Source organism: Sulfitobacter sp. F26169L (assembly GCF_026410285.1).
Taxonomy (GTDB): domain Bacteria; phylum Pseudomonadota; class Alphaproteobacteria; order Rhodobacterales; family Rhodobacteraceae; genus Sulfitobacter.
On sequence record NZ_JAPMLP010000003.1, the window covers coordinates 271,425 to 298,043 of the forward strand.

Annotated in this window: 26 protein-coding genes; 4 read left to right on the plus strand and 22 right to left on the minus strand. The window is 57.8% G+C overall.

Features of this window, described 5'->3' with window-relative positions:
- Positions 1-9: 9 nt before the first annotated feature.
- Together OS189_RS08135 and OS189_RS08140 are read right to left on the minus strand one after the other, a co-directional pair.
- Positions 10-285: a hypothetical protein gene (locus OS189_RS08135; protein WP_267166798.1), complete on the minus strand. Its 276-nt coding sequence runs from the start codon at positions 283-285 to the stop codon at positions 10-12.
- A 314-nt stretch (positions 286-599) separates the two neighbouring features.
- The gene (locus tag OS189_RS08140; protein WP_267166799.1) at positions 600-869 is read right to left on the minus strand and encodes a hypothetical protein; all 270 of its coding nucleotides are present in this window, start codon (positions 867-869) and stop codon (positions 600-602) included.
- A 301-nt stretch (positions 870-1,170) separates the two neighbouring features.
- Here OS189_RS08140 and cobT point away from each other — a divergent pair, with 301 nt between their 5' ends.
- Genes cobT through OS189_RS08155 form a run of 3 tightly spaced genes read left to right on the plus strand, consistent with a single transcriptional unit; the run spans position 1,171 to position 5,260 of the window.
- Positions 1,171-3,045: a cobaltochelatase subunit CobT gene (gene cobT, locus OS189_RS08145; protein ID WP_267166800.1), complete on the plus strand. Its 1,875-nt coding sequence runs from the start codon at positions 1,171-1,173 to the stop codon at positions 3,043-3,045.
- 44 nt (positions 3,046-3,089) lie between these two features.
- Entirely contained in the window at positions 3,090-4,880 is a 1,791-nt protein-coding gene (locus OS189_RS08150) for an aminopeptidase P family protein (RefSeq protein WP_267166801.1), read from the plus strand.
- Positions 4,881-4,915: 35 nt separating this feature from the next.
- The gene (locus OS189_RS08155) at positions 4,916-5,260 is read left to right on the plus strand and encodes a DUF427 domain-containing protein (RefSeq protein ID WP_267166802.1); all 345 of its coding nucleotides are present in this window, start codon (positions 4,916-4,918) and stop codon (positions 5,258-5,260) included.
- A 15-nt stretch (positions 5,261-5,275) separates the two neighbouring features.
- Here the strand turns inward: OS189_RS08155 and OS189_RS08160 are convergent, their stop codons facing one another.
- From OS189_RS08160 to OS189_RS08240, 17 genes are all read right to left on the minus strand, one after another.
- On the minus strand, positions 5,276-6,964 hold the full coding sequence (locus tag OS189_RS08160; RefSeq protein WP_267166803.1) for a chloride channel protein: 1,689 nt from the start codon (positions 6,962-6,964) through the stop codon (positions 5,276-5,278).
- 73 nt (positions 6,965-7,037) lie between these two features.
- Positions 7,038-8,687: a DNA repair protein RecN gene (recN, locus tag OS189_RS08165; RefSeq protein WP_267166804.1), complete on the minus strand. Its 1,650-nt coding sequence runs from the start codon at positions 8,685-8,687 to the stop codon at positions 7,038-7,040.
- Between the two features lie 47 nt (positions 8,688-8,734).
- The gene (locus OS189_RS08170) at positions 8,735-9,607 is read right to left on the minus strand and encodes an outer membrane protein assembly factor BamD (protein WP_267166805.1); all 873 of its coding nucleotides are present in this window, start codon (positions 9,605-9,607) and stop codon (positions 8,735-8,737) included.
- Between the two features lie 170 nt (positions 9,608-9,777).
- Positions 9,778-10,701, minus strand: coding sequence for a UDP-3-O-acyl-N-acetylglucosamine deacetylase (lpxC, locus tag OS189_RS08175; RefSeq protein ID WP_267166806.1), 924 nt, complete (start codon positions 10,699-10,701; stop codon positions 9,778-9,780).
- A gap of 207 nt (positions 10,702-10,908) precedes the next feature.
- A complete protein-coding gene (ftsZ, locus tag OS189_RS08180; RefSeq protein WP_267166807.1) occupies positions 10,909-12,609 on the minus strand; it encodes a cell division protein FtsZ in 1,701 nt (566 codons plus the stop codon).
- 173 nt (positions 12,610-12,782) lie between these two features.
- Entirely contained in the window at positions 12,783-14,117 is a 1,335-nt protein-coding gene (ftsA, locus tag OS189_RS08185; protein WP_267166808.1) for a cell division protein FtsA, read from the minus strand.
- The gene (locus OS189_RS08190) at positions 14,114-15,004 is read right to left on the minus strand and encodes a cell division protein FtsQ/DivIB (RefSeq protein ID WP_267166809.1); all 891 of its coding nucleotides are present in this window, start codon (positions 15,002-15,004) and stop codon (positions 14,114-14,116) included. The genes ftsA and OS189_RS08190 overlap by 4 nt, the downstream gene beginning before the upstream one ends.
- A complete protein-coding gene (locus OS189_RS08195; protein ID WP_267167014.1) occupies positions 14,992-15,873 on the minus strand; it encodes a D-alanine--D-alanine ligase in 882 nt (293 codons plus the stop codon). Before OS189_RS08195 ends, OS189_RS08190 begins: the two co-directional genes overlap by 13 nt.
- Before the next feature lie 150 nt (positions 15,874-16,023).
- A complete protein-coding gene (murB, locus tag OS189_RS08200; protein ID WP_267166810.1) occupies positions 16,024-16,941 on the minus strand; it encodes a UDP-N-acetylmuramate dehydrogenase in 918 nt (305 codons plus the stop codon).
- Complete coding sequence (locus tag OS189_RS08205) at positions 16,938-17,216, minus strand: hypothetical protein (protein WP_267166811.1); 279 nt, start codon at positions 17,214-17,216, stop codon at positions 16,938-16,940. The genes murB and OS189_RS08205 overlap by 4 nt, the downstream gene beginning before the upstream one ends.
- A gap of 6 nt (positions 17,217-17,222) precedes the next feature.
- Positions 17,223-17,483, minus strand: coding sequence for a DUF2484 family protein (locus OS189_RS08210; protein WP_267166812.1), 261 nt, complete (start codon positions 17,481-17,483; stop codon positions 17,223-17,225).
- Positions 17,480-17,731, minus strand: coding sequence for a DUF2484 family protein (locus OS189_RS08215; RefSeq protein ID WP_267166813.1), 252 nt, complete (start codon positions 17,729-17,731; stop codon positions 17,480-17,482). Before OS189_RS08215 ends, OS189_RS08210 begins: the two co-directional genes overlap by 4 nt.
- Positions 17,728-18,051 (minus strand): hypothetical protein, encoded by a 324-nt coding sequence (locus OS189_RS08220; RefSeq protein WP_267166814.1) that lies wholly within the window; start codon positions 18,049-18,051, stop codon positions 17,728-17,730. The genes OS189_RS08215 and OS189_RS08220 overlap by 4 nt, the downstream gene beginning before the upstream one ends.
- A complete protein-coding gene (gene murC / locus OS189_RS08225; protein WP_267166815.1) occupies positions 18,048-19,463 on the minus strand; it encodes a UDP-N-acetylmuramate--L-alanine ligase in 1,416 nt (471 codons plus the stop codon). Before murC ends, OS189_RS08220 begins: the two co-directional genes overlap by 4 nt.
- Positions 19,460-20,566: a UDP-N-acetylglucosamine--N-acetylmuramyl-(pentapeptide) pyrophosphoryl-undecaprenol N-acetylglucosamine transferase gene (locus OS189_RS08230; RefSeq protein ID WP_267166816.1), complete on the minus strand. Its 1,107-nt coding sequence runs from the start codon at positions 20,564-20,566 to the stop codon at positions 19,460-19,462. The genes murC and OS189_RS08230 overlap by 4 nt, the downstream gene beginning before the upstream one ends.
- Positions 20,563-21,729 carry a putative lipid II flippase FtsW gene (gene ftsW / locus OS189_RS08235; RefSeq protein WP_267166817.1) on the minus strand — a complete coding sequence of 389 codons (1,167 nt, stop codon included), beginning with the start codon at positions 21,727-21,729 and terminating at the stop codon, positions 20,563-20,565. Before ftsW ends, OS189_RS08230 begins: the two co-directional genes overlap by 4 nt.
- A gap of 109 nt (positions 21,730-21,838) precedes the next feature.
- Complete coding sequence (locus OS189_RS08240) at positions 21,839-22,363, minus strand: peroxiredoxin-like family protein (protein ID WP_267166818.1); 525 nt, start codon at positions 22,361-22,363, stop codon at positions 21,839-21,841.
- A 108-nt stretch (positions 22,364-22,471) separates the two neighbouring features.
- Between OS189_RS08240 and OS189_RS08245 the strand changes: the two genes are divergently transcribed.
- Positions 22,472-23,647: a BaiN/RdsA family NAD(P)/FAD-dependent oxidoreductase gene (locus tag OS189_RS08245; RefSeq protein WP_267166819.1), complete on the plus strand. Its 1,176-nt coding sequence runs from the start codon at positions 22,472-22,474 to the stop codon at positions 23,645-23,647.
- Here the strand turns inward: OS189_RS08245 and murD are convergent.
- The 3 genes from murD to mraY all read right to left on the minus strand — a co-directional run bounded on the left by murD (position 23,644) and on the right by mraY (position 26,591).
- The gene (gene murD / locus OS189_RS08250; protein WP_267166820.1) at positions 23,644-25,041 is read right to left on the minus strand and encodes a UDP-N-acetylmuramoyl-L-alanine--D-glutamate ligase; all 1,398 of its coding nucleotides are present in this window, start codon (positions 25,039-25,041) and stop codon (positions 23,644-23,646) included. The genes OS189_RS08245 and murD overlap by 4 nt on opposite strands.
- 75 nt (positions 25,042-25,116) lie before the next feature.
- Positions 25,117-25,509, minus strand: a complete 393-nt coding sequence (locus tag OS189_RS08255; RefSeq protein ID WP_267166821.1) for an ACT domain-containing protein — start codon at positions 25,507-25,509, stop codon at positions 25,117-25,119.
- Positions 25,509-26,591: a phospho-N-acetylmuramoyl-pentapeptide-transferase gene (gene mraY, locus OS189_RS08260; protein WP_267166822.1), complete on the minus strand. Its 1,083-nt coding sequence runs from the start codon at positions 26,589-26,591 to the stop codon at positions 25,509-25,511. The genes OS189_RS08255 and mraY overlap by 1 nt, the downstream gene beginning before the upstream one ends.
- Positions 26,592-26,619: the final 28 nt, after the last annotated feature.

A 26,619-nucleotide genomic window follows, 5' to 3' on the forward strand; every position in this document is an offset into this window, starting at 1 on the left:
GAACTGATATTAGTCGTCGTTCTTGGCATCGTCTTCTACGAGCGAACCGTCGGCGTCTTTCACAACATCGGCATCTTCATAGGCGTCTTCGCCCTGGTTTGCCTTGGCGGTGTCTTCCATAGATTCGCCGGTTGTCTTTACACCGTCATCCGCTTCTGCGCTTTCATCGGGGTCAGCGGCAATTGACTGCGCGGGTGAGCCTGTTTCAGCTGCGAAAACGGACATTGGTGCCGCTGCAATCAGGGCAATCAGGGCTGCGCGGGCTGTTGTGGTAAAATCTGTCATCATAATCTCCTGAGGTTGCCAAATCTTGCAGACATTGGTGCTGCGTTGGCTTCTGCTGGTGATACAACGGCAGCGAAGGCAATCTGTTCCGATTTATTTCCACCAACTGCGGAATAACCTCATGAACTATTGTAAAATATGGATTTTTTGAAATTAAGCTTTTTACGCTCTGCCCGCACCTAATGGATTGTTGTTTCTCTCGATGCGCAGATTTTTTCAAAGCAAAAGCGCGCCAGTTTGAATTGGCTATGTGAAGAACGAAAAAAGGCCCCGACAAAATTGTCAGGGCCTAAATCAAATAGCGTCAGTAGCTATTAATGATCGCGCTTCGCGTCACCCTTGTGAATAGAACCTCTGATCTCATCGACAACCCGCGCCTTGTCGAATGAATCGTACAAGGGCTGGGTTTCGTTACCGCGGTTAGACGAGCTTACTGTCGGCTCGGGTGCGGCATGTTCACGCGGATGCTCTGCAACTGACTGCTCTGGCGAGCCGCTCTGCGGAGCAGCCAAAGCTGCCATCGGTGCTGCTGCGATCAGGGCAATCAGTGTTGCGCGGGCGGTGTTTACTTTAAAAGTGCTCATAGTAGTCTCCTTTAATTTCTAGCGGCTTAAGTGCAAATGTTGCTGTCTCATCCGCTGTCACAGTTACAACACTGCGCGCTTTGGATGGTTCCTTATCGGTTCATCTTTTTTTTAACCAAAGCTGACTATCGCTTCGCACGTAAAATGATGGGCTATTTGTCTCTCTCTGCGCACTCAGAACTTCATATGCTCGCAATCGCCCGTTTGCCGCATTGGCAAAGGGATGTTTTTATTCTCACCTCCTTTGACCCTGCCCGGAAAACCTGCGAAATGTTGTGCAACCATTCTGGGCGAGGACACCATGAGTAAATCTGACAACCCTGCGGACGTTTTCAAAAAGGCACTCGCCGAAGCATCGAAAGTAATGGCGAATGACCCCGATCTGACGGTGAGCTATTCTGTCGATCCGGCTGGCCTGTCCGGTGACACGATGCGTCTGCCTCAGGTTACGCGCCGCATGACCCGCGATGAAGTACTGCTGGCCCGTGGCACCGCCGATGCATTGGCTCTGAACCGTCGCTATCACAACGGACAGACCCATGCGCGATATCAACCGCAGGGCGAAATGGCGCGCGACCTCTACGAGGCGATGGAAACCGCCCGCTGTGAGGCTGTCGGTGCGCGCGATATGCCGGGCACCGCGGGAAATATTGATGCAAAGATAAAGCACGAAGCCCTGCGCAAAGGTTACGATCAGGCCAAGACGGCAGCGGATGTGCCGTTGGCTGTGGCGGCGGGTTATCTGGTGCGCCATCTTGCTACGGGGCGCGACATGCCTGCCGGTGCGGAAAATGTGATGGAGCTGTGGCGGGGCTATATTGAGGAGCAGGCAGGCGGTACGCTGGATGATTTGGAAAATGCACTGAACGACCAGACCGCTTTCGCCAAGTTTTCGCGCCAGATCATCACCGATCTGGGATATGCCGACCAGCTGGGCGATGATCCCGACGGGATCGACGAAGATCAGGAAGACGAAGCCGAAGAAGGCGCCGAGGAGCAGGACGACCCCGACAGCACGGGCAGTGACGACGACGAGCAAGAGGATGCCGATGCCTCACCCGAGCAGTCGCAGGAAGATCAGCAGGATGCCGCGCAGGCCGAAGTGTCTATGGACGACATGGCCGATCAAGAGATGGGTGAAGATGCGGAAATGCCCGAAGGCGAAGCCCCGATGGAGCCGCCTGCCCCCCAGCCTGTATCGGACGCTGACCCGAACTATACCGTTTACCTAAGCGATCATGACGAGGTTGTCGGCGCCGAAGAACTGGCTGAGCCCGCCGAACTGGAACGCCTGCGCGCTTATCTCGACCAGCAGTTGGAACCGCTTAAGGGTGCCGTTAGCCGGCTGGCCAACAAGCTGCAACGCCGTTTGCAAGCCCAGCAGAACCGCAGTTGGGAGTTTGATCTGGAGGAAGGCACGCTTGATGCGGGCCGTCTGGCACGCATTGTCGCGAACCCGACAACACCGCTGAGCTTCAAGGTGGAAAAAGATACCGAGTTCCGCGATACTGTTGTGACACTGCTGCTAGATAACTCCGGCTCGATGCGGGGTCGCCCCATTTCGATTGCGGCGATCTGCGCGGATGTTCTGGCCCGCACGCTTGAGCGGTGCAACGTGAAGGTCGAAATACTGGGCTTTACCACCCGCGCATGGAAGGGCGGACAAGCCCGCGAGGCATGGCTGAACGATGGGCGCCCCACCGGCCCCGGACGCCTGAACGATCTGCGCCACATCATCTATAAGTCCGCCGATGCACCCTGGCGGCGGACGCGGCCCAATCTGGGGCTGATGATGAAAGAAGGATTGCTGAAAGAAAACATCGACGGCGAAGCGTTGGAATGGGCGCACCGCCGGATGATAGCGCGCTCTGAATCGCGCAAGATACTGATGGTGATTTCCGATGGTGCCCCCGTAGACGACAGCACGTTGTCAGTGAACCCTGCAAATTTTCTGGAAAAACACCTCCGTGATGTGATTGCGATGGTAGAAAAGAAAAAAGCGGTGGAATTGCTGGCGATCGGGATCGGGCACGACGTAACCCGCTATTATGACCGCGCGGTTACGATCACGGATGTCGAGCAACTGGCCGGTGCCATGACAGAGCAACTGGCATCGCTATTTGAAAGCGACCCACGCAAAAGGGCGCGTGTGATGAACATGCGTCGCGCAAGCTGAAGCCGTTAGACTAAACTTATAAGAAAAGTGAAGAAAGGGGCGTGATGTTCCAGACTTTTGAGGTCACGGCCCGACCGGAACAGGGTCCGCCACGTCTGCAAGAATTGCGCAAAAAGATTAGCGCAGCAAAGCTGGATGGCTTTATCGTGCCACGTGCCGATGCCCATCAGGGCGAGTATGTGGCGGCGCGTGATGCGCGGTTGGCGTGGTTGACGGGCTTTACCGGATCTGCAGGATTTTGTGTTGTTCTGCCCGAAATCGCGAGCGTGTTTATTGACGGGCGCTATCGTACGCAGGTCAAAGCGCAGGTGGCGGATGTCTATACACCGGTGCCGTGGCCGGAAACGACGATGGCCGACTGGCTGCGCTCACAGTTGCCCAAAGGCGGACGTGTGGGATTTGACCCTTGGCTGCATACGGTTGAGCAGATTACGCAGGCTGAAAAAGCGCTGGCAGGCAGCGGTGTGGAACTGGTGAAATGCGAAAATCTGGTCGATTTGGTCTGGGAGGATCAGCCCGATGCGCCGATGGAACCGGCAAAGGCCCATCCCATCGAATATGCAGGCGAGTCTCATGAGGACAAACGTGCGCGCCTTGCCAACACGCTAGTTTCCGGTGGCGAACGGGCGGCGATCATTACTTTGCCTGACAGCATTTGCTGGCTTTTGAATATTCGCGGTGCGGATATCGAACGTAATCCGGTTGTTCATGCCTTTGCGATCCTGCACGCGGATGCGTCGGTTGACCTGTTTTCACAGCCGCACAAATACGACGATCTTTCCACGCATCTTGGGGCTGATGTGCGCATTCACCCCCCTGCCGGTTTTCTGGAGGCGGTTGGCGCGTTGGAAGGTCCGGTGCGCATTGATGTTACCACCGTGCCGCAGATTGTAGCGGATGTGTTGGGAGATTCTGCCAGACACGGTGCAGAGCCCTGCGCCCTGCCCAAAGCGTGCAAGAACGAAGCCGAGATTGAAGGTGCGGCACAGGCCCATCTGCGCGACGGGGCGGCGGTGGTTGAATTGCTGTGCTGGCTGGACGCGCAACCGCCGGGCAGTGTGAGCGAAATACAGGTCGTCAAACAACTGGAGCAGATGCGCCGCCGTGACGATGCGCTTCAGGATATCAGCTTTGAGACGATTGCGGGTACCGGACCGAACGGCGCGATCATGCATTACCGCGTAACCGAAGAAACCGATAGCACGCTGGAGGATGGCCACCTGATTGTGCTCGACAGTGGCGGGCAATATCTGGACGGCACCACCGACATTACCCGCACGATCGCCATCGGCACGCCCCCGCGTGTGGCATGCGAAGCCTTTACACGTGTGCTGGCCGGGATGATCGCGATGAGCCGCCTGCGCTGGCCATCGGGCCTTGCCGGTGCGCATATCGAAGCCATCGGGCGTATGCCCCTCTGGCTGGCCGGACAGGACTTTGATCACGGGTTGGGCCACGGTGTCGGCGCTTATCTAAGCGTTCATGAAGGCCCCCAACGCCTGAGCCGTATCAGTCAGGTGCCGCTGCAAGCCGGTATGATCCTCAGCAACGAGCCGGGTTATTACCGCGAGGGCGCCTTTGGCATTCGCATCGAAAACCTGCTGGCTGTTCAGGATGCGCCCGCGCTTGCAAATGGGGATGCACACCGCAAAATGCTGGAGTGGCGCACGCTGGCTTTTGCCCCGATTGATCGCCGCCTGATCCTGCCGGAGCTTCTGGACCCGGCCGCGCGGGACTGGCTGAACAGCTATCACGCGCAGGTTGCAACAAAGATCGGGCCAAGGGTTACCGCCGCTGCAAAAGAGTGGTTAAGTGCAGCAACTGCGCCAATTTAGCTGGCGTTTCAGACATCCGTTCGGGGGGAGACAGAATGACAAATCATATTCAAATTCGTAAAGCTACAGGCACATGGACCGTTCGCGCAGGTGGTGCCGTACTGGGCGAAAGCACAAATGCGCTGGAGCTGGTTGAGGGGGATTATCCACCGGTCATTTATTTCCCGCGCGAGGACATCGCGATGGCCTTTCTTGATCCAAGCGATAAAACATCACACTGCCCGCACAAGGGCGATGCGCGCTATTTCAGTGTTGTGACAAAAAGCCGGACGTTGGAAAATGTTGTCTGGTCTTATGAAGACCCCAACGAGGTAGCAGCGCAGGTGCGCGACCACCTCGCGTTTCACAACATCGACGAAGTGACTGTCGAGAAAATCTAGGCCCACAAGCGCTGTTCAGGAATGTTCTTCGGCGGCAGTTGCTGCCAGCGCGCGATTGTAAGCGCGCAGTGCATCCACATGAAACAACGCCCCGAGTAGTTCGGGCGGGGATGCATCCGCAGACAGTGTGACAACGGGCAGAAACTGCACACTGGTCTTTTCAAAGATTGGCATCGCCGTTTCAAGCGTTGCAGCAGCGTCGAGGTACGTGCCCTCGCCGATCATCTCCCAGCAACGGTCGACATTGGCCGCACGCGGGTCGTCAGTGGTGCGCATGGTTTTAGCTGCTGTAAACATCGCCAGCAGATAGGCCTGCGGACCTGCCGCAAGGCGAATGCCGCGCCGCTCGATCTGCGTAAGGAAAAAGCTGCGCTTGACCATATTGGACGACAGCGCCGTGGACATGCTTACCGCGACCATTACCGCCAGACCGGTCTGCCAATCGCCTGTCAGCTCGAAGACGATCAGCGTCGTCGAGATCGGCGCACCCAACACCGCAGCCGCGACAGCCCCCATACCGGCAAGCGCATAAAGCGAAGTGGAACCGGATACATCGGGGAAAAAGCCGGTGGCGATCATGCCAAAGGCCAGCCCGACCAACGCCCCCACCATCAAAGAAGGTGAGAACATGCCACCCCCCATGCGACCGCCTAATGTGATCGTGACAGCGACGACCTTCAAAACAGCAAAAACAGTCGCTTCATGCAGGGCCAACTCACCTGTCAGGGCAAGTGATGTGGTCTCGTAGCCGACACCGATGATATGCGGGAACCACAAGGCAATCACGCCCAATAAAGCACCGGCAACCATAGGTCGCAGATACCGCGGCAGGTTGGTTTGGTCCTGGATGTGATTACCGATGTCATCAGCCCAAAAAATCGCGCGCATCAGCACCACAGCCACCAAACCACAGGTCAGGCCGAGCAGAAGGAAGGCGGGCAATTCGACATAAAATTGCAGATCACCCATGGTAGGCAGTTTGAACTCAGTCACCCCGCCAAACTCCAGACGGTTAATCACAGTGCCCGATACGCTGGCAATTACGATAGGTGCAAATGCGTGAACCGCAAAATGGCGCAGCACCACTTCAAGGGCGAAAAGCGCGCCTGCGATTGGCGCATTAAAACTGGCCGATACCGCGGCGGCTACGGCACAACCCAACAGATCACGCCCCGTAATGCCATCAGCGTTGATGCGCCGGTTTACCCATGTTGAGATAACAGCGGCCAGATGCACCACAGGCCCCTCTCGCCCTGACGAGCCGCCAGTGCTGAGCGTCACCAACGAGGCCATCGCCGAGGCAAGCCCCGCGCGCGCCTCAACCCGCCCGTCATGCAAAGCAGAGCCGACAATCACATCCGCGACCGAACGCGCGCGCGCATCACGCGTGAAAAAGTGCAGGATAAGACCTGAAATCAACCCGCCAAACGTCGGGATCAGAATGATCCAGTACCACTCCAGTCCACTGATAAAACTATGCAGGTATTGCACATCGTCCGTGCCATACAGGGTTTCCTGCAACAGATTGATGCCCTTGCGAAAAAGCAACGCGGCAAACCCTGCTGCGATACCGATCAACAATGCGATGAACCAGAATGTAACCTTGCTTGGCCCCTTTTGGCGCAGGACCCGCCACGCTTCGCCTGCGCTGACGACAGCGGCTGAGATATGTCGGGCTACAAACGAGCGGATAGGCGCGGTCATCGGAGACTCTCATTCAGCGGGCACAGTGCCATCCTGACCCTTCGTTTCATGCCCCACGGACAGTCTCACGCCCTCAGGCAGAGAGCAAGGCGCGCGCTGCCTCTCGGGCTGCATCGGTGATCTTGTCCCCCGATACCATTCGCGCGACTTCATCCACACGCTCGCTCAGCGACAGGGGAACGACATTTGTGGTGGTCATGCCTTTTGTCACCGATTTTTCGACCCGCCAGTGATGTGCGCCAAGGGCCGCAACTTGCGGCGAGTGGGTCACAACCAGCACCTGACCGCCAGCAGCAATCGCAGCCAAACGGCGGCCAACAGCATCGGCTGTCGCCCCGCCTACACCACGGTCGATTTCATCAAAAATCAGGGTCAGACCAGATTGGCCTTGGGTCAGACAAACTTTTAGCGCCAGCAAAAATCGGCTCAGCTCGCCCCCCGAAGCGATCTTGTTCAAGGGGCCGGCAGGCGCGCCCGGATTGGTCGCAACGGTAAAGGACACCGCATCACGGCCCTCCGGCCCCTCCGCCTCTGCGGTAATCTGCGTTGCGAAAACAGCCCGTTCCATTTTTAGCGGCGCCAGTTCACCGCTTACCGCCTTATCAAGTTTTTTCGCTGCTTTCTGGCGCGCAGCACTCAGCGCGGCTGCTGCGGCGTCGTAGGCCGCTTCGGCAGCGGCAACATCTGCGCGTAACTTGCCCTGCTCGGCCTCACCCGCATCAAGCGCGTCGAGTTTGGCGCGCAACGTACCGGCGAATCCTGCCAGTTCATCGGGCTGAACATCGTGTTTACGGGCAAGACCGCGAATGGCGAACAGCCGTTCTTCTGTTTCCTCCAACTCGTGGGGATCAAACGACATCGCCTCAATTGCGCTCACGACACCTTCCATCGCGCTGTCGAGTTCTACCATCGCGCGGTTCAGGGCCGCCATCGGTTCCTCAAGCATCCCTTCAGCGCGTGCAGCGGCACCGTCAAGCCAGCGGAACGCATCAGCCATTTGCGCTTCTGCACCGCTTTGTCCCATTGCCTCATAGGCGTTGACCACATCGGCGCGAATTTTTTCCGCTGCCTGCATAGTGCGGCGTTTGATATCCAGCGCCGCTTCCTCCCCTTCTTCGGGTTTCAGCTTGTCCAGCTCCGCGACCGCATAGCGCAGGAACTCTTCCTCGGCGCGGATTTCTTCTTGTACCTTTGCAGCGGCGGCCTCTGCCTTGCGGGTACGGGCCATCTCGCTCCATGCGCCGCGCACTTTGGCGCGGGCGCCATCAAGGTTGCCGAATGCATCCAGGATACTGCGATGGCCACGCGGGTTCAGCAACCCGCGATCGTCGTGCTGGCCGTGTAACTCCACCAATGTTTCGCTAAGAGCCCGCAGCACTTCGCCGGAACAGCGGCGGTCATTTACCCATGCTGTTTTGCGCCCGTCCGCCGTATTAATACGCCGAAGGATCAGCTCGTCCCCTGCTGGCAGGCCGGCCTCTTCCAGTACGGCATGTGCCGGATGCCCTTGGGGTAGGTCAAACCAGGCGGTCACCTCACCCTGCTCGGCCCCCTGCCGCACTAGATCTGCGCGGCCACGCCAGCCTAGCACGAACCCCAAACTGTCCAGCAGAATCGATTTACCCGCCCCTGTTTCACCGGTCAACACGTTCAGACCCGACTGGAAATTCAACTCCAGCCGCTCAATGATCAGCATGTCCGATATATCAAGACCGCGCAGCATCAGAAGATATCCGTCACAGGCGCACGCGCGCGCAGGTTAATTGCAGGTTAAATCCAGTCGCCCTTGAGCATTTGGCGATAGATCGCCGACAACCAGTTATTGCCAAAAGATTTCAATTCCAGTCCCCGCCCTGTCAGCAGCTTGTAACTGTCCTCGTACCAATCGGTCGAGCGATAGTTGTGCCCCAGAATCGCCCCTGCTGTCTGCGCCTCTTCGGTCAGACCAAGGCTCAGATATGCCTCAACCAGACGGTGCAACGCCTCGGCAGTGTGGGTTGTGGTCTGAAAATCCTCAACCACAACGCGGAAACGGTTGATCGACGCGGTATAGTGATCGCGGCGCAGATAATAGCGGCCGATCTCCATTTCCTTGCCTGCAAGATGATCAAACGCCAAGTCAAATTTGAGAATCGATGAACTCGCGTATTCGCTGTCAGGATAGCGCTCGATCACCTGACGCAGGCTTTGCAAGGCCTGAAACGTCAGCCCCTGATCACGGCCGACATCGTCAATCTGGTCATAATAGCTGAGCGCCAAAAGGTATGCGGCATAGGCTGCATCATCATCATCGGGGTAAAAATCAATGAATCGCTGCGCTGCAGAGCGGCTGTTGGGGTAATCGGCGTCTTGATGATAGGCAAAGGCTTGCATGATCAGCGCCCGCTTGGCCCATTCGGAATAGGGATAAAGACGTTCGATCTCGGCGAAATAAAAGGCACCTTCGGCTGGACGCCGACGGTTAAGCTCGAATTCTCCACGCTCGAATATCTGTTCGGGCGTGTAGGTTTCCAGCGGGATTTCCTGCGGGTTGAAGAAACTCTTCGTAAACCGGCCCGCATCACGCGCCCCACCACATGCGCTCAACGCTGCTACAGCCACCAGTGTGACGGAAAGACGTCTTGCAGACCTTCCAAAACCCATCCTTGGCCATCCTTATTTTTTTACCGCTTGCGAGTACATAGGAGGCAGACCTCCCGTTTGACATTGTGTTAGCACACTATTTACCGGTGCAAAACGCCCATTTCCCACTTTGTCAAAAAGCCCGAAGCAATCACCTCGGGCCTTGGTATATATTTACTAGATTAATCGGTTCAGGCAACCGCAGGAATTTCGTTCCAGACCAGACCATGGCCCGGCAACCGCGAGGCCTTCTGGCCATCACACTGCACCAGACGCACCGCGCCCGGCGTTGCAAACAACGCACGCAGCAATGTGTTGGTCAGGGAGTGACCTGCGCGCAGCCCTGTGTAATGCCCCAATAGCGGCGCACCAGCCAGAGCCAGATCGCCCAACGCATCCAGCATTTTATGGCGAACGGGTTCATCCGCATGGCGCAAACCACCGGGGCTAGTGACGGCATTGCCATCAAACACTACTGCGTTTTCACCTGGCATACCGCCCAAAGCAAGACCGTTGAGCTGCATCGCGTCCACATCCGCCTGACGGCAGAAGGTGCGGCTGTCGCACAGCTCACGCGCAAAAGAGCCATTGTTCATCACCAGAGATTTCTTCTGGTTGCCAATCGCCGCATCCGTGAAATCAATCTCGAAATCAATGCGCAATGTGTCGGAGGGTGCAATTGTTGCTACCGCATCACCATCGCGCACAGTGACTTCCTTCAGCACCTCATACGCCATAACCGGCGCAGCCTGCATCTGCACACCACGCGCCATGATACCCCGCACAAACGGCGCGGCTGATCCATCAAGAATCGGTACCTCTGGGCCATCGATCTGAATCAGCACGTTGTGAATGCCACAGCCAGCCAGCGCCGCCATCAGATGTTCGACAGTCGAAACCTGAACGCCATTGGCATTTTCCAGCTTTGTACAAAGAGGTGAACGGTTCACCGCATCCCAGCGCGCGGGAACCAGACGATCCCCCAGATCCACGTCGGTGCGTTTGAACCAGATACCGAAATCAGGCGCCGCAGGCAGAATCGTGACGGTCGCAGGCTTGCCAGAGTGCAGGCCCCTTCCTGTGAAGCTAATCGCTGTTTTTACAGTGTTTTGCACGATGCCGTCCTCGGTTTAGGTTCAAGTTTACACTTGATTAACCCCAAGATACGGTTTGGGTTGCCTTCAAACAAATCAATCATTGCAACGAACTGAAACATCGCTGTCACAAACGGGCGCAATACTGCTATCGTCGTCGTAAGGCCTTAATCCAAAACACAAAAAGGCCGCCCAAAGGCGGCCCCTCTGATCACGAAATTGCGTGACTTAGTTTGCTTGACGGCGCAAGAATGCCGGAATTTCAATGCGTTCCTGTTCGGGATCGGCTTCCTGACGCGGCTGCGGTGCTGCCGCTGTTTGCTGGCTTTGCACCGGGGGTTGCTGACGCGCGGGCTGGCTTGGCGCTGCGGCGCGAGGCTGCTGCTGTCCTTCGCCTTCTTGTGTGCCTGTCATCCGGTTGATCAGGGAATTGATACCAAAGCGGGGCCGTTCACCCTGCCCTGTTGCAGCCGGTGCCTGACGCTGCGGAGCGGCAGCAGGTGCGCGTTGCTGTTCTGACGGGGCCGCACGCTGGGCTGCTGCGCGCAGACGCGCCATTGCCTCGGGTGATGGCGTACCGGGCGTCGGCGCGCGCGGCGCGATGAAGGCTTCCGGTTCTGCTTCGATATGCTCGGGCTCGGGATCATAGGCTTCCGGCTCTGGTGTATAAGCAGGCGGGGGCAGATCATCGGCAGCTTCTTGAACCGGCTCGTAACGGCGTCCCTCGAACATGTCTCGGGTGTTGTCCGCACGGGCGGTCTGCTGGGGTGCGTCGTCAAAGAAACTTGGCGTTTTTGGCTCGGCTGCCTCTGTCGGCTGTTGCGTTGACACAGCGGCGGCAACGGGTGCGGCTTCACGTACCGGCGATGGCGCAGGCGATTCTTCGCGCGCTTCTTCGGAAACTTCCTGCGTCAGAGGGCGCGACATAGAGCGGCGCGGAACCGGCATTTCCGTGTTCACATCCAGCGCATCTATGCCGGTAGCAACAACGCTTACACGCATCATACCACCCATTTCTTCATCAAGCGTGGAACCGACGATGATGTTCGCTTCTGGGTCTACTTCCTCGCGGATACGGTTTGCGGCTTCGTCCAGTTCGAACAATGTCAGGTCATGGCCGCCTGTGATGTTGATCAGGACACCCTTGGCGCCACGCAGGCTGATTTCATCCAGCAGCGGATTCGCAATCGCCGCTTCGGCAGCCTTGATCGCGCGATCTTCGCCGTCGGCCTCGCCCGTGCCCATCATGGCTTTGCCCATCTCGTCCATTACGGCACGCACATCGGCAAAATCAAGGTTGATCAGGCCGGGGCGGACCATCAAATCGGTAACGCCTTTTACACCTTGATACAAAACATCATCTGCCAGCGAGAACGCCTCAGTGAATGTAGTTTTTTCATTCGCCAGACGGAAAAGGTTCTGGTTGGGAATGATGATCAGCGTATCAACGACCTTCTGCAGCGCTTCGACACCGTCTTCGGCCTGGCGCATCCGCTTGGCGCCTTCAAACTGGAACGGCTTGGTTACAACGCCAACGGTCAGAACACCCAGTTCACGTGCTGCCTGCGCGATGATTGGCGCGGCCCCCGTGCCCGTACCACCGCCCATACCTGCGGTAATAAAGCACATATGTGCCCCCGCCAGATGATCGACGATCTGTTCGATGCTTTCCTCGGCAGCGGCCGCGCCCACGGTTGCTCGTGCACCTGCGCCCAAACCTTCGGTAACCTTGATGCCCAATTGTACGCGGCTTTCTGCCTTGGCTTGCTGAAGCGCCTGCGCGTCTGTGTTCGCGACCACAAAATCAACGCCATCGAGGTTTTTCTCGATCATGTTGTTTACGGCGTTACCGCCCGCCCCGCCTACACCGAAAACGGTAATGCGTGGCTTGAGATCTTCCTGTCCCGGCATCGAGAGGTTCAATGTCATCTTGGTTCCGCCTGTTCTGCTTGCCCGCACCGCGCGGGTCATTTTTCCCAAATTTCCTTAACAGTAAACGCCATGGCGTCTGTCGTCACGTAAAAAAGGCCTTTTTCGCGCTAAATATAGGCAATTTTTTGCCAATCTTCACCGCATTTCGTCGTTTTCACCCCATCTAGGGCTTACCAGTTGTCCTTGAACCATTTCACCGCGCGCTTTAGCGAGCGCGCCGGATAGCGATCTGCGGGAATGTCGAAATCCCACCATTCGTCCTGCGGGTTTGCTGCAAACAATGCCAGCCCCACCGCAGAGGAGAACCCCGGCCCTGTTGCGGCCTGTGGCAGGCCATGAACCCGCAGCGGACGGCCAAGGCGCACCTGCTGCCCCAAAATTTTGGTTGCCATCATATCCAGTCCCGGAATCTGGCTGCCACCGCCTGTAAGAACAATCTGCTGGCTGGGCAAGTGATCAAATCCCGCGGCATCCAGACGCGCGCGGACTTCTTCCAAAATCTCTTCGACGCGCGGACGCATGATGCCGATCAGCTCGGCGCGGCTGGCAGTGCGCCGGTCATGTTCGTAATCGCCTGTTTCGCCACCGATCTCGATCATCTCGCGATCATCCATGCCAGTTGCCTGCACCCCGCCATAAAACGTCTTGATACGTTCGGCATTGGCAGTCGGCACCTGCAACCCCATAGAAATATCCGATGTTACGTGATCACCACCCATGCGGATGCTGTCGGAATAGATCATGTGCTTTTTAATAAAAATTGACACGCCGGTTGCACCGCCGCCCAGATCAATACAGGCCGCGCCCAGTTCCTGTTCGTCTTCGACCAACGCCGCAATGCCGGACACATAGGCCGATGAGGCAATACCGGCCAGTTCCAGATCACAGCGCTTGATGCAGTACGCCAGATGCTGCACCGCCGCAGCATCGACCGTTAGCATGTGCAAATCAACGCTCAATTCATTACCAAGCTGGCCGCGCGGATCAATCAGGCCGCTGCGGTGATCGAGGGCAAAATTCACCGGCTGCGCGTGCAGCACTTCGCGCCCCTCGCCGTATTCGGGCACATCGCAATGGCTCAGCACGCGCGCCACGTCGTCTTCACCGACCACCTGATCTTCCAGCGTGATCATCGCATCAAGCCCGTAGCTTCGCGGCTCGCCGCCGCTAAAGCAGGCAATCACATGATCTACACGGATACCGGCCATCTTCTGCGCCGCCTGCAAGGCGGTACGAATGGCGCGCTCTGTCTCGCCCATGGCGGCGATTTCACCAAAACGCACACCGCGCGAACGTGTAGTGGCCGCGCCAATCACGCGAAAACCGGACTGCCCCGCCAGCGAGCCCATCTCGCCTTCGTCGTCCAGCCGTGCGGTCCCGTCGAACCGCAAAACAAGTGCGGCAATTTTGGAACTGCCGACATCCAGAATAGCAACTACCCCGCGCTGCATCGCAAGTTTGCGCATCTGCCGCATTGTGCGCTGGCTATCATATAGATCATTCATTTGTTTTTTGCCCTAAATGCTGCCTGTTGGGCCATCCGTTCTTCGGCGGCCTGGTTTGTCATTCGCACTGTTGGTCGGCGTGCCAGCCGCATGTCTACCCGCGCAACATCGCGGGTCAGAATATCCTGCGCGCTTTCCAGCGCAATCACGCGTTCAAGCGCGCGCAACGGGTCGTCTTCCGGAAGCATGATACGCTGGTCACGGTCCAGCACCACATCCCAGCGCCGCGCGCCCATACGTACAAATCCGCGCAGACGGTTACCCAGAGGAGCCGCTGCTTCGATCAGTTCCAGCGCTTCCTTGACGTGTTTGTCAGCACCTTCACCTGCAATCAGAGGTAGATCAGGGCGCGCATGGCGGCTGGTTGCAGCGGCAACATAGATGCCGTTCTCGTCCACCAGCGCCAATCCGTCCGCATTGCGCCACAAGGCGACAGCTTTGCGCTGCTGCACATCGATTTGCAGCACACCGCCCGGACGGATCCGCACAGAAGCGGATTTGACGGCAGATATCTGGGACACCGTCGCGCGCATCGCATCCAGATCCAGATCAAAGCTCGAGATTGGAAAATCCAGCGGCAGGCTGTCGCGGATGTAGGTGGCCAATTCGTCTTTGGCCCCGTCTACGGCCATGAGGTTTACCATGAATTCGGGGCGGCTTTCGATGCTCGCGCGGGCATCGGCAACCGCTTGCTGGATGGCGCCGCGACGCCCCTCGTCAGAAAGATACCATGTGCCAGCCATCAGTGTGATGCAAAACGGCACACCGGCCCGCAGGGCAAACCGGAAACCCGGTGTCAACATCAGGCGCTGCATCCGCCATGCCCAACGCGACGGTGCAGGATCGGGGCGGCCAGCCACCGGCTGCTTGCGGTTCAGCGGCCACATGTTGCGTCCTCCACCATCCAGGCGCAAAGCGCGGGAAAGGTCATTCCAGTGGCTTGCGCCTGTTCAGGGGTCAGTGATGTGCTAGTCATGCCGGGCTGAGTGTTGGTTTCCAGCAGGATCAGACCCTCCACGCCGCGCGCCTCATCCCAGCGGAAATCGGTTCGGCTCACGCCGCGACACCCCAACGCACGGTGCGCGCGCAAGGCATACTCAAGACACAGATCAAAGATTTCCTGTGGCACGTCAGCGGGCACGATATGGGATGATCCGCCCTCTTTATACTTTGCATCGTAATCATACCAGCCGGTGGTGACGATATCCGTCACCGTCAACGCGCGCTCACCCACTACTGTGGTTGTCAATTCCCGCCCGGGTGCAAATGTTTCGACCATAACCATCTCGGGCATATCCGCATCAAGGCGCGGTGGCCCGTTGTTTTCAACGTCAACCAGATACACCCCGACAGAAGACCCTTCGTTGTTGGGTTTCACAACATAGGGCGGCTGCATCACATGGCGCGCGCGCACCTCATCGGCCGGAACAATTACGCTTTCCACCACAGGCAATCCGGCAGCGCGAAAGATTTCTTTGCTGCGCTGCTTGTCCATCGCCACAGCCGAGGCCAGCACACCGGAATGGGTATAGGGAATTTTCAACCATTCAAGGATACCCTGCACGCAGCCATCCTCGCCCCAGCGGCCATGAAGACAGTTCAACACGACATCCGGTTCAAGCGTTGTCAGAACAGCGCTCAGGTCGCGGCCGGCATCGACCTCCACCACATTTTCATAGCCATATTCCCGCAGTGCGGCCGCGCATGCGCGCCCCGAATTGAGCGATACCTCGCGCTCTGACGAGGGTCCGCCCATGAGTACCGCCACTGTGGGGTTTGTCCTGCTCGACATACCCAGTGCCTCGATTGTCCCGAGCCTTATGGCTCTTTTTGTTTGTGGGGGCCTTTGGCCCTTGTTTTTATAGATTTGCCGCTTGTCGCGGCGGTCGTCCCTACAAATCGACGATTATTTTTCGCCTATTCGCATAATTTCCCACTGTAACGTGATACCGCTTGAATCGTAAACCTTTTTTCGCACGTCTTCGCCCAACCCTTCCAGATCGGCGGCGGTGGCATTACCTGTGTTGATCAAAAAATTGGCGTGTTTGGGCGACATTTGCGCCCCGCCCCTGCGCGCACCCTTCATCCCTGCGTCCTGAATGACCTTCCACGCCTTCAAATCATGCACATCATCCGCGCGCCCTGTTGAGCTGAAACCCGCCGGATTGCGAAACGTCGAACCTGCGCTGCGATCCTTAGTCGGCTGGGTTGCGTCGCGTTTGGCCAGCTGCTGTTCCATCCGCGCATGTAGTGCGTCGGGATCACCCGTGGGTGGTGCGAAGGTGGCGTTGATAATCACGGCACCATCGGGCAGCTCGGTCTGGCGGTATTGGAACTCCAGATCGTCGGCCGTGAGGGTGATCAGCTCCCCCTGCCGTGTAACGGCCTGTGCGCGTACAAAATGATCCGCAGTATAAGTGCCGTAACATCCCGCATTCATCCGCACCGCGCCCCCGATGCTTCCCGGAATGGTGCGCAGGAATGTCAGATCCAGCCCGGCATCAGCCGCTTTGCGCGCCACATGCGCACCAAGTGCGGCAGCACCGGCTGTCACTTCGCCCCTGTCAATGACGATAGAATTGAACCCGCGGCCAAGCCGGATCACAACCGCGCGCAATCCCCCGTCCCTCACAATCAGGTTTGACCCGACGCCCATGGCGAATACGTCAATCGCCTGACCCAGATCGCGCAGGAAATCTTGCAGATCGTCAACATCGGCAGGCTGAAACAGGAAGTCCGCAGGCCCTCCTACACGCAGCCACGTCAGATCAGACAGGGATCGCTGCGCGGTCAGCTTGCCGCGCACAACTGGCAAATCGGTCACGATGCATCGACCTTGCTGCTGCGAAATCCCCGTACAAGACGCCCCAAAAGCCAGCCGACACCCACTGCCGAAATCGCATACATGAGGGAAGCCAGATGCGCAGCCAACGCGGGCGGCGACAGCGGCTTTGCGTCCAGTCCGAACACCATCCAGAGGGTGTTCAACCCCATACCAACCGCTACAATCAGCACAAACAGACCGAACCGTTTATGATATCCGGCGTAGCCACAGCCGAACATCCACACCGCAAGTACAGCCACCAGAAGATAGACCATTACAAATTACTCCGCAGGGGTGTTGCGGCCACCACGGCGCAACCATCGCCCCAAATAGATCACCGGCCAGCGCAGAACCGAACACGCCCCCGCCAGCACCAGCAAGCCGATCCACGGACCGTGCTGCATCACGACATATCCCAGGATCGGTATGCCCACGGCAACCAGTATATAGGCATTGCGCCAGTGATAGTCACGGCTGGGCGTCATGGCCAGAACGTTGGCGATCAGTGCCCATAGGCAGGCAAGCAGAAGAGAAGCGCTCATTCAGGGATCTCCGGGTTTTCACCCCGCAAACGCGCCGCGATATAGCGCAGCGGATTGCGGAACATGGATACAAACGCGGCCAGCCCGAGCAGCGCGTAAATCCAGCCGAACTGGAAGCCCGCCATGACGATCAGCACCGGCGCGGCGACCAGCAGCGCAATACCGGGAACATACTGCCGCCGCATCGGCAACATCGCCGTGGCAGCAGACGCAAACACCCAAGCAATCGAAAGCCAGATCAACGTCATGCGCGGTGCCCTTTAATGCGGGAGTAGGCAAACGAAGCAAGTGCACCGGCAGCAATACCAGCAGCGATCCACACTCCGCTATACGCAACGATGATCACCAGCGGTTTCAGCACATCCGCCTGCATCATGTAACGCCATGTGGACAGGATGGTTGCATCGGCATGTTCCAGACTGCGCAGGGCAAAATAGACGAAAGGCGCGATGATATACAGCAATAGCAGCACACAGCAGATTGTCACCGTCCGAAGGACGCCGAAAAGAAACACCATCGGCACAGCGCCAAACGGCAAAAGCAGTAAAAGGGCCGCAAACCAGGTCACGCAGCCGCACCTTTCAGCGCGCGCAGCGCGTCCGGTAGATCGTTGACCCAGTTACTGATTGTTCCCGCACCGAGGCAGATAACCATATCACCTGCACGCGCTTGCTCGGCGACAAGGCGGGCGATGTCGTCGGGTCCGTCAATACGGCGCGCATGGCGGTGGCCATGCTGGATCAAGCCGGACACCAATGCATCACGGTCCGCGCCTTCGATCGGATCCTCACCTGCGGCGTAGACTTCTGTAATGCCGACAACATCACTATCGTTGAAACAGGCACAGAACTCATCGAAATGATGACTCAGGCGGGAATAGCGGTGCGGCTGGTGAATGGCGATGACACGCCCCTCGGCAGATTGACGCGCGGCCTTCAGGGCGGCGGCAATTTCAACCGGATGGTGCGCATAATCGTCAATGATCGTGACGCCATCAACAACGCCCACCTTGGTAAAGCGGCGGTTCACCCCTCCAAAGCCTTCAAGTGCTGCGCGGATTTCCTCGGTCTTCATGCCCAGATGCCGCGCCACAGCAACCGCCGCCAGCGCGTTGGAAACGTTATGATCGCCCGGCATCGGCAGCTGGCAATCCTTGATCACGATATCGTCGTTTTGCAGATGCACATCAAAATGCGCCACACCGTTCTTATACTGCAATCCCACGGCTCGCACATCGGCCTGCGCGTTGAAGCCATATGTAATCACGCGGCGGTCGGTGATCTTGCCCACAAGGTTCTGCACCTCGGGGTGATCAATGCAGCACACCGCTACACCGTAAAACGGAATGTTGGAGGTGAAATCGAGGAACCCCTGACGCAAATTCTCGATCGTGCCCCAATGCTCCATATGCTCGGGGTCAATGTTGGTCACGATGGCGATGGTGGCAGGCAGGCGGTTGAAGGTGCCGTCACTCTCGTCGGCCTCTACCACCATCCACTCGCCCTCGCCCTTGCGCGCGTTACTGCCATAGGCGTGGATGATGCCGCCGTTCACTACAGTGGGATCAAACCCGCCGCCATCCAGCAGAGCCGCAACCATTGTCGTCGTGGTGGTTTTGCCGTGAGTGCCTGCAACGGCGATATTTGATTTCAGCCGCATCAGTTCGGCCAGCATTTCGGCACGGCGCACAATCGGCAGGCCCATCTCGCGCGCGGCGTCCAGTTCAGGGTTGCCCTGCTTGATCGCGGAGGAAATCACAACAACCTGTGCGTTCTTGATATTTTCAGCGCTCTGACCTTCGAATATTCTAGCGCCCAGCTCGGCCAGCCGATCGGTAATCGGCGTGGATTTCAGATCAGAACCCTGCACGTCATAGCCGTGATTCAACAAAACCTCGGCAATACCCGACATGCCGATACCGCCGATCCCGACGAAATGAATGGCGCCCACATCTCCGGGCAATTTGGTTGCGGCGTTCATTGGCTGGGCTCCTTGGGGATGGTTAGGTTTTCGACCATATCGGCAAGCGTTTCCGCCGCCTCCGGCTTGCCCAACGACAATGCGCTGTTGGCCATTTTGGTGGCAGCAGGACCGTTGGTGAGGATCATCTGGATGTATTCGCACAGACTGTCGGGATAGGCGGCCTCTTCGCGGATCAAAATAGCTGCCTCAGCGTCAACCAACCCTTGCGCATTGGCAACCTGATGATCCCCAGCAGCAGCGGCAAACGGGATCAGGATTGCGGGCCGCCCGATGACGGTAATATCAGCAATCGAAGACGCACCCGAGCGGCTGATGACAAGTTGTGCTTCGGACATGCGCCGCGGGACATCGTGGAAAAACGGCTGCACATCCGCATTGATACCATTCTCGGCATAGTATTCGGAAACGCGTGTTGCGTCTTCGTCGCGGGCCTGATGGCTGACGCGAATGTTACGCAGCATTTCCATAGGCAAGGCGGCAATAGCTGGTGGCACCACGTCACTGAGGATGCGCGCCCCTTGCGATCCGCCCATTACCAGCAACTCCATCGGGTAATCACCGGGCGCGATATAGCCTGCGCCCGCACGCTCCAGAACAGCAGCACGCACCGGATTACCCACATGCACACCGTTCACGCCCTCGGGCAACGTTGTCGGCCATGTTCCGCAGGCAACAGCATCCACGCGTCTGGCAAACACTTCGTTTACGCGACCGAGGACGCCGTTTTGTTCATGAATCATCCGCGGCAGGCGCAATATCCACGCAGCCCCGATTGCCGGGATCGACGGGTACCCGCCAAAACCGACAACAGCGGCAGGCTTATCGCGCAGCATCCGCCACACGGACCTGACCGTGCCAGCCGCAATGCGAAACGGCACCAAGGCCTTCGTCCAAATACCGCCGCGCGCAAACGTCGCGCTTGCGATCTGTTCAATCTCCACAGCGTCAGAAAAACCGCTTGTGTATCGTGCCCCGCGGGCATCGGTGCTCAGCTTGACGCGCCAGCCGCGCGCCAGCATCACCTCTGCCAGTGCCTGTGCGGGAAACATATGCCCGCCGGTCCCTCCGGCTGCAATCACAAGAAGCGGTGCCCGGTTCATGTCCTGCTCCGCGCCAGCAGGGCGCTGATTTCACCTTGCGGGCGAGTGCGCGTGAACGCCAGCAACATCCCCAGCGCAATGCCAGAGGCGATAACGGACGAACCGCCATAGCTAACGAACGGCAATGTCATTCCTTTGGCTGGCAACAAACGCACGGCAACCCCCATATTGATCATCGCCTGCACGCCGAACATGCAGGCCAGACCAGTTCCTGCAAGGCGGATAAACGGGTCACGTTCCCGCACTAGGCGCAGCAATGAGCGGACCACAACAGAGGCATAAAGCGCGATGATGCACAGCACCAGCACCAGTCCGTATTCCTCTGCCGCGACCGCAATGATAAAGTCGGTATGCGCATCGGGAAGTGACCATTTCACTTCCCCCTCGCCCACACCAACGCCAAACAAGCCACCCTCGCGGATTGCATTGGTCGCATATCCCAGCTGGGTTGTCGGATCGACATCCACGCTAAGGAAGCCATCAATGCGGCGGGCAAAATGTTCCGAGCTAGCATAGGCAAAATAGCCTGCCATCACAACCAGCCCCGCCATACCGACCAGCAGCACCATCGGCGCACCGGCGACAAAATACATCACACCCCAACCGAACAGCACCAGACATGCCTGACCGAAATCGGGTTGCAATGCCAACATCAAAACGATTGTTATACACAGTCCGAATGACCATGCTTTGCCTGGGGGGCCGTTAATCTCAAGGCTGGCGGCCATCATCCACGCGGCAACAACCACAAAACCGGGCTTGAGGAATTCGGAGGGCTGCACAGACGCAAAACCGAGGCTATACCAGCGCGTTGCGCCCTTACCAAAATCTGTCCCGAACACCGGCAGGAACATCAGGGCGACAAAAGATGCAAGAAACCCCAAAACCGCCAGCCGCCGCACCATTGTCGGCGACATCATGGATGTCAGCATCATCGCAATCATCGCGAGTCCACCAAAGAACGCTTGCCGCTGGACATAGTGAAACGGCTCAAACCCGTTTTTTTCTGCAAGTGGCGGTGAGGCTGCAAGGCCCAACAACATGCCAACGCCAAACAGCATCAAAATGCAGGACAACGCCCATTTGTCGAGCGTCCGCCACCACTTGGGGAGGATTGGTTCGCCGTCCCTGACGGGAACCGCGCCATAAACCATTTCTGTCATGGGTACGTGCCTTAAACTGCCTGTGCGCCCCCTTTGCGGGGGTCTAGCCCTGACTGTAACGCGTAAATCTGTGCGCGGCTAGACCCTTTGCCCTGTTTTAAATCGCTGATCAGCGCACATGTGTTCCACGAACAGGGTAATCGTTTTTGCGGATAAACTTGATACCACTCAAGAGACTATCCAGATCGGGCCGTGAAAATGGTGCGTTGGACACATCTACGATCTGGATCGCGCCGTCAGCATTTATTACAAACAAACCCGGCTCGGAGAACGGCCGGTCGGTTTCCTTTTCGCTGCGCGGATCGGATATATAAAGGCCAAGCGCATCCATCTGATCCAAGCTCAAGTCATAACCGATCGGCAGCGTCAGTTCTTTTTCATCACGGAACGCGCGTGCCTTTTCTTCTGGATCACCAGACACGGTGACGACATCAACTCCCAGATCATTGAAATCGGCTTCAAGCTGTTGAAGCGTGGCCAGATAAGACTTACACAACGGGCAATGAAGGCCACGGTAAACCACCACCAATTGCCAATCGTGACCGCCTTGCGGCACACCGAGTGTCAGGGTGCCACCGCCCAATCTCGGTACTTCTGTCTTTGGAAAAATGCTCGCTGCGGGAAGGGCTGTCATATGTTCTCTCCTGATTTGAATATTGATCACCTAACCAACACATTCTAGACCACAAGCCCTGTTCACGAACGCTTGACCACCCGCACGGCATAGGGCACCTGAAGTCCCATGGAATACGATACAGCAATCATTGGTGCAGGTGCCGCAGGCATGATGTGTGCAGCGCATCTGAACGGGCGCACGTTGCTGGTGGATCATGCCAAGGCGGCGGGTGAGAAGATCCGCATTTCGGGCGGGGGACGGTGCAACTTTACCAATCTCTACACCGATCCCGATGCTTTCATCAGCGCCAATCCACATTTCGCTAAATCGGCGCTTGCCCGCTATACCCAATGGGATTTTATCACACTGGTGGAGGCGCACGGCATCGCGTGGCACGAGAAAACGCTGGGCCAGCTGTTTTGCGACAACAGCGCAAAAGACATTATCGCGATGTTGCACAAACTGATGGCCGCGCGTGATGTCAACTTGCAGTTGAAAAGCCAGATCAGCGACGTGGAAAAACAAGGGGAACACTTCACCTTCACGCTGGAAGGCCCTGATAAAAAACAAAGAGTAACAGCGCGAAACCTGATCATCGCAACTGGCGGAAAATCCATTCCAAAAATGGGTGCTACGGGGTTTGCCTATGATATCGCGCAGCAATTCGGGCTGCCCGTCACACAGACGCGCCCTGCATTGGTGCCGTTCACATTTTCGGACGGTCGGTTTGCCGAAATCTCGGGCGTTGCCACGCCTGCGCGTGTTCATGCAGACGGGCCGGTGTTTGAAGAGGCCCTTTTGTTCACACATCGCGGCCTGTCCGGCCCGGCGATCCTGCAAGCATCCTCTTACTGGACAGAGGGCGCGCCTGTGACGCTCAACATTGTTCCCGATGGTCTATACGAGGCCCTGCGCCAACAGCGACAGGAGGCGGGCCGGCGCAATTTTACAACCGAGCTTTCGCGCCATCTGCCCGCCCGGCTGGTGGAGCATTTGGCCGGTCGGTTCGATCTGGGCGGAAATCTGGCGGATTGGTCCGACAAACGGCTTGGCGCATTGATCGAAGGACTACGTGAGTGGAAGCTAACCCCGAATGGCACCGAAGGGTATCGCACCGCAGAGGTCACGCTGGGCGGTATCGACACGGATGCAATCAACGCCCGCACCATGGCTGCCAAGGATCATTCCGGCCTATACTTCATCGGTGAGGCGCTGGATGTCACGGGCTGGCTGGGCGGATACAATTTTCAATGGGCGTGGTCGTCTGCAATGGCAGCGGCCAGCGCAATCAACGACCACTAGCCAAGATGCGCCTTAACCAGCCGCACAAAATCGTCACCGCGTTTTTCAAAACTGTCGTATTGATCAAAACTGGCGGCGGCGGGCGCCAACAGCACCACGTCCCCTGCCTCGGCATCCGCAATTGCGCGTGAAACGGCTGTGTCCATGGTTGTGCACACCTCTGCTTCTACATTCAGTTGCATCGCAAACCCCGCGGCCTCCCGCCCAATCACATAGGCTTTGCGCACCGTATCCGCAGCCCCCGCCAGTCCGGACAGACCGCCCTCTTTCTCCAACCCGCCACAGATCCAGCGGATATTTGTGAATGCCGCCAGCGCTTTGGCTGCCGAATCGACATTGGTGGCCTTGCTGTCATTCACAAACCTGACGCCATCCTTTTCACCGATTGTCTGACTGCGGTGGGGCAATCCGCCAAAGCTGTGAAAGGCTGCTTCGATCACCTTGGGCGCCAGACCCAGTGCGCGGCACGCGGCGTAAGCACAGCAAGCGTTCTGGTGGTTGTGTGATCCGGGCAATCCGGCAACGCCGCGCAGATCAATCGATGCTGCCTGTTTGCCGTTGCGGTACTCGCTCAGAAACCCTTTGCGCGCAAACACCTGCCAGCCGGGGCCGGTCAGCTTTCGCGCAACGCTCACGCGGATCACACGATCATCAACCGCCCCTTCGCTGAGCTGCCCTGCCAGAAATGCGCCCTCGGCCTCATCCACACCGACGATGGCACGGTCTGGCCCGCCTTCGGCAAATAGGCGCCGCTTGGCCGCGAAATAGCCGCCCATGCCAGCGTGACGGTCAAGATGATCCGGCGACAGGTTGGTCAATACGGCCACATCAGGCGTCAGATTGCGCGCCAGATCAGTCTGGTAGCTGGACAATTCCAGCACAACCACCCCGCCCGAGGACGCAGGCTCGATATCCAGAACACCGCGCCCGATGTTACCCGCCAGTTGCGCGTTGCGCCCCGCATGTTCAAGAATGTGGTGGATCAGCGCGGATGTGGTCGATTTCCCGTTTGATCCAGTCACCGCCACAACGCGCGGCGCGATATCGAAGTTGTTCCACTCGGATGTAGCGAAGCTTTGGAAAAACAGGCCGATATCGTTATCGACAGGCACACCGGCCTCTAACGCCGCCGCAACGACAGGATTGGGCACTGGGTAAAGATGCGGAATACCCGGACTGACGATCAGCCGCGCGATACCTTCAAACGCGCCCTGTTTGGTCAGCTCGGCACATGCAAAACCTTCGGCCTCTGCTGCCGCGCGTGCCTTTGGGTTGTCATCCCAGCAAAGCGGCTCTGCCCCGCCCGCCCTAAGTGCACGCGCAGCCGACAGACCGGAACGGCCCAACCCCAATACGGCAACTTTTGCGCCGCCAAGCCCCTGTACCGGTATCATTTTTGCCGCCCCCTGTTTTGTCAGCCAGTGCAAATGTCACACTGATCAGAACCCCGTATTCAGCACCTGCGCCGTTCAGGTGGCCTCGGCCAACGCAGACAGCAAGGCCACAGCCCGCGCAGCATCCTGGGCAGGCACAAAAGCATGATCGTGGTGCGCACCGGCAACCATGTTGCATGCAATGCCTGCACGCGCCAGTTCACCCGCCACGGCGGCAGTCAGCCCCACACCGTCAAGCGCGGAATGAACCGTGAACGTGATCCGCATCATGGGCAGCGCGCTTTGCAATCCATGCTCAGCCGCGACATCTTCCGACAGGATCAGCGATAGTCCCTCGTCCTCACGAAAGCTGGCGAGCGCCTGCGGCAACAGCTCTTCGGGGGCAGTGCAGAAATGATAAACCGTTTCATCAAGCAGCGGAGCCATGCCGGAAATCATCGCCCGTGTGTCTTTTACCGCTTGCGACATTACCGGACCTTTAGTGTGGCCAGACCGATCAACGCCAGGATCAGCGAAATAATCCAGAAGCGGATCACAATCTGCGGCTCTGCCCAGCCCTTCTTCTCATAATGGTGATGGATCGGGGCCATCAGAAACACCCGCTTTCCGGTGCGCTTGAAATAAAGCACTTGCACAATCACCGACAGCGCCTCGACCACAAACAGGCCACCGACAATGCCCAGAACCAGCTCGTGCTTGGTTGCCACTGCAATCGCGCCCAACGCGCCGCCCAGCGCAAGCGACCCGGTATCGCCCATAAACACTGCCGCAGGTGGTGCATTGTACCACAAGAACCCGAGGCCACCGCCAAAGATACCTGCGGTAAAGACCAGCAACTCTCCCGTACCGGGAACGTAATGGACATCGAGATATTCTGTGAAATCAACACGGCCAACGGCATAAGCAATAACACCCAGCGTCCCCGCCGCGATCATCACAGGCATGATCGCCAGCCCGTCCAGCCCGTCGGTAAGGTTCACCGCATTGGCAGCACCAACGATCACGATCATAGCGAACGGAACAAATACAAATCCAAGATTGATCAAGGTGTTCTTGAATACCGGCAGCGCCAGTTGCGCTTGTAAGTGTTCGGGATGATAGGCTGCGGCCCAGTAACCGGCGATTCCCGCAATTGCAAATCCCAGCAGCAGCCGCAGTCTTGATGATACACCGGCAACGGTTTGCTTGCTTACCTTGGCGTAATCATCTGCAAACCCGATAACAGCGAAGCTCATCGTGACGAAAAGAACCATCCAGATGAAGGGGTTATCCAGACGCGCCCACAAAAGCGTCGAGGTAAGTAGCGCGCCGACAATCAGCAAACCGCCCATGGTTGGGGTGCCAGCTTTGGCGAAATGCCCTTCGGGACCGTCATCGCGGATCGGCTGGCCCTTGCCCTGTGTACGGCGCAACATGTTGATCAGCGGCTTGCCAAAGATGAACCCGAATATCAGCGCCGTGAGGAATGCGCCGCCTGCGCGAAATGTGATGTAGCGGAAAAGGTTAAAAAAATCGCCGCCATCCGACAGCAGTGTCAACCAATAGAGCATACATCGTCCTTACTTGTTAAGCCGCACC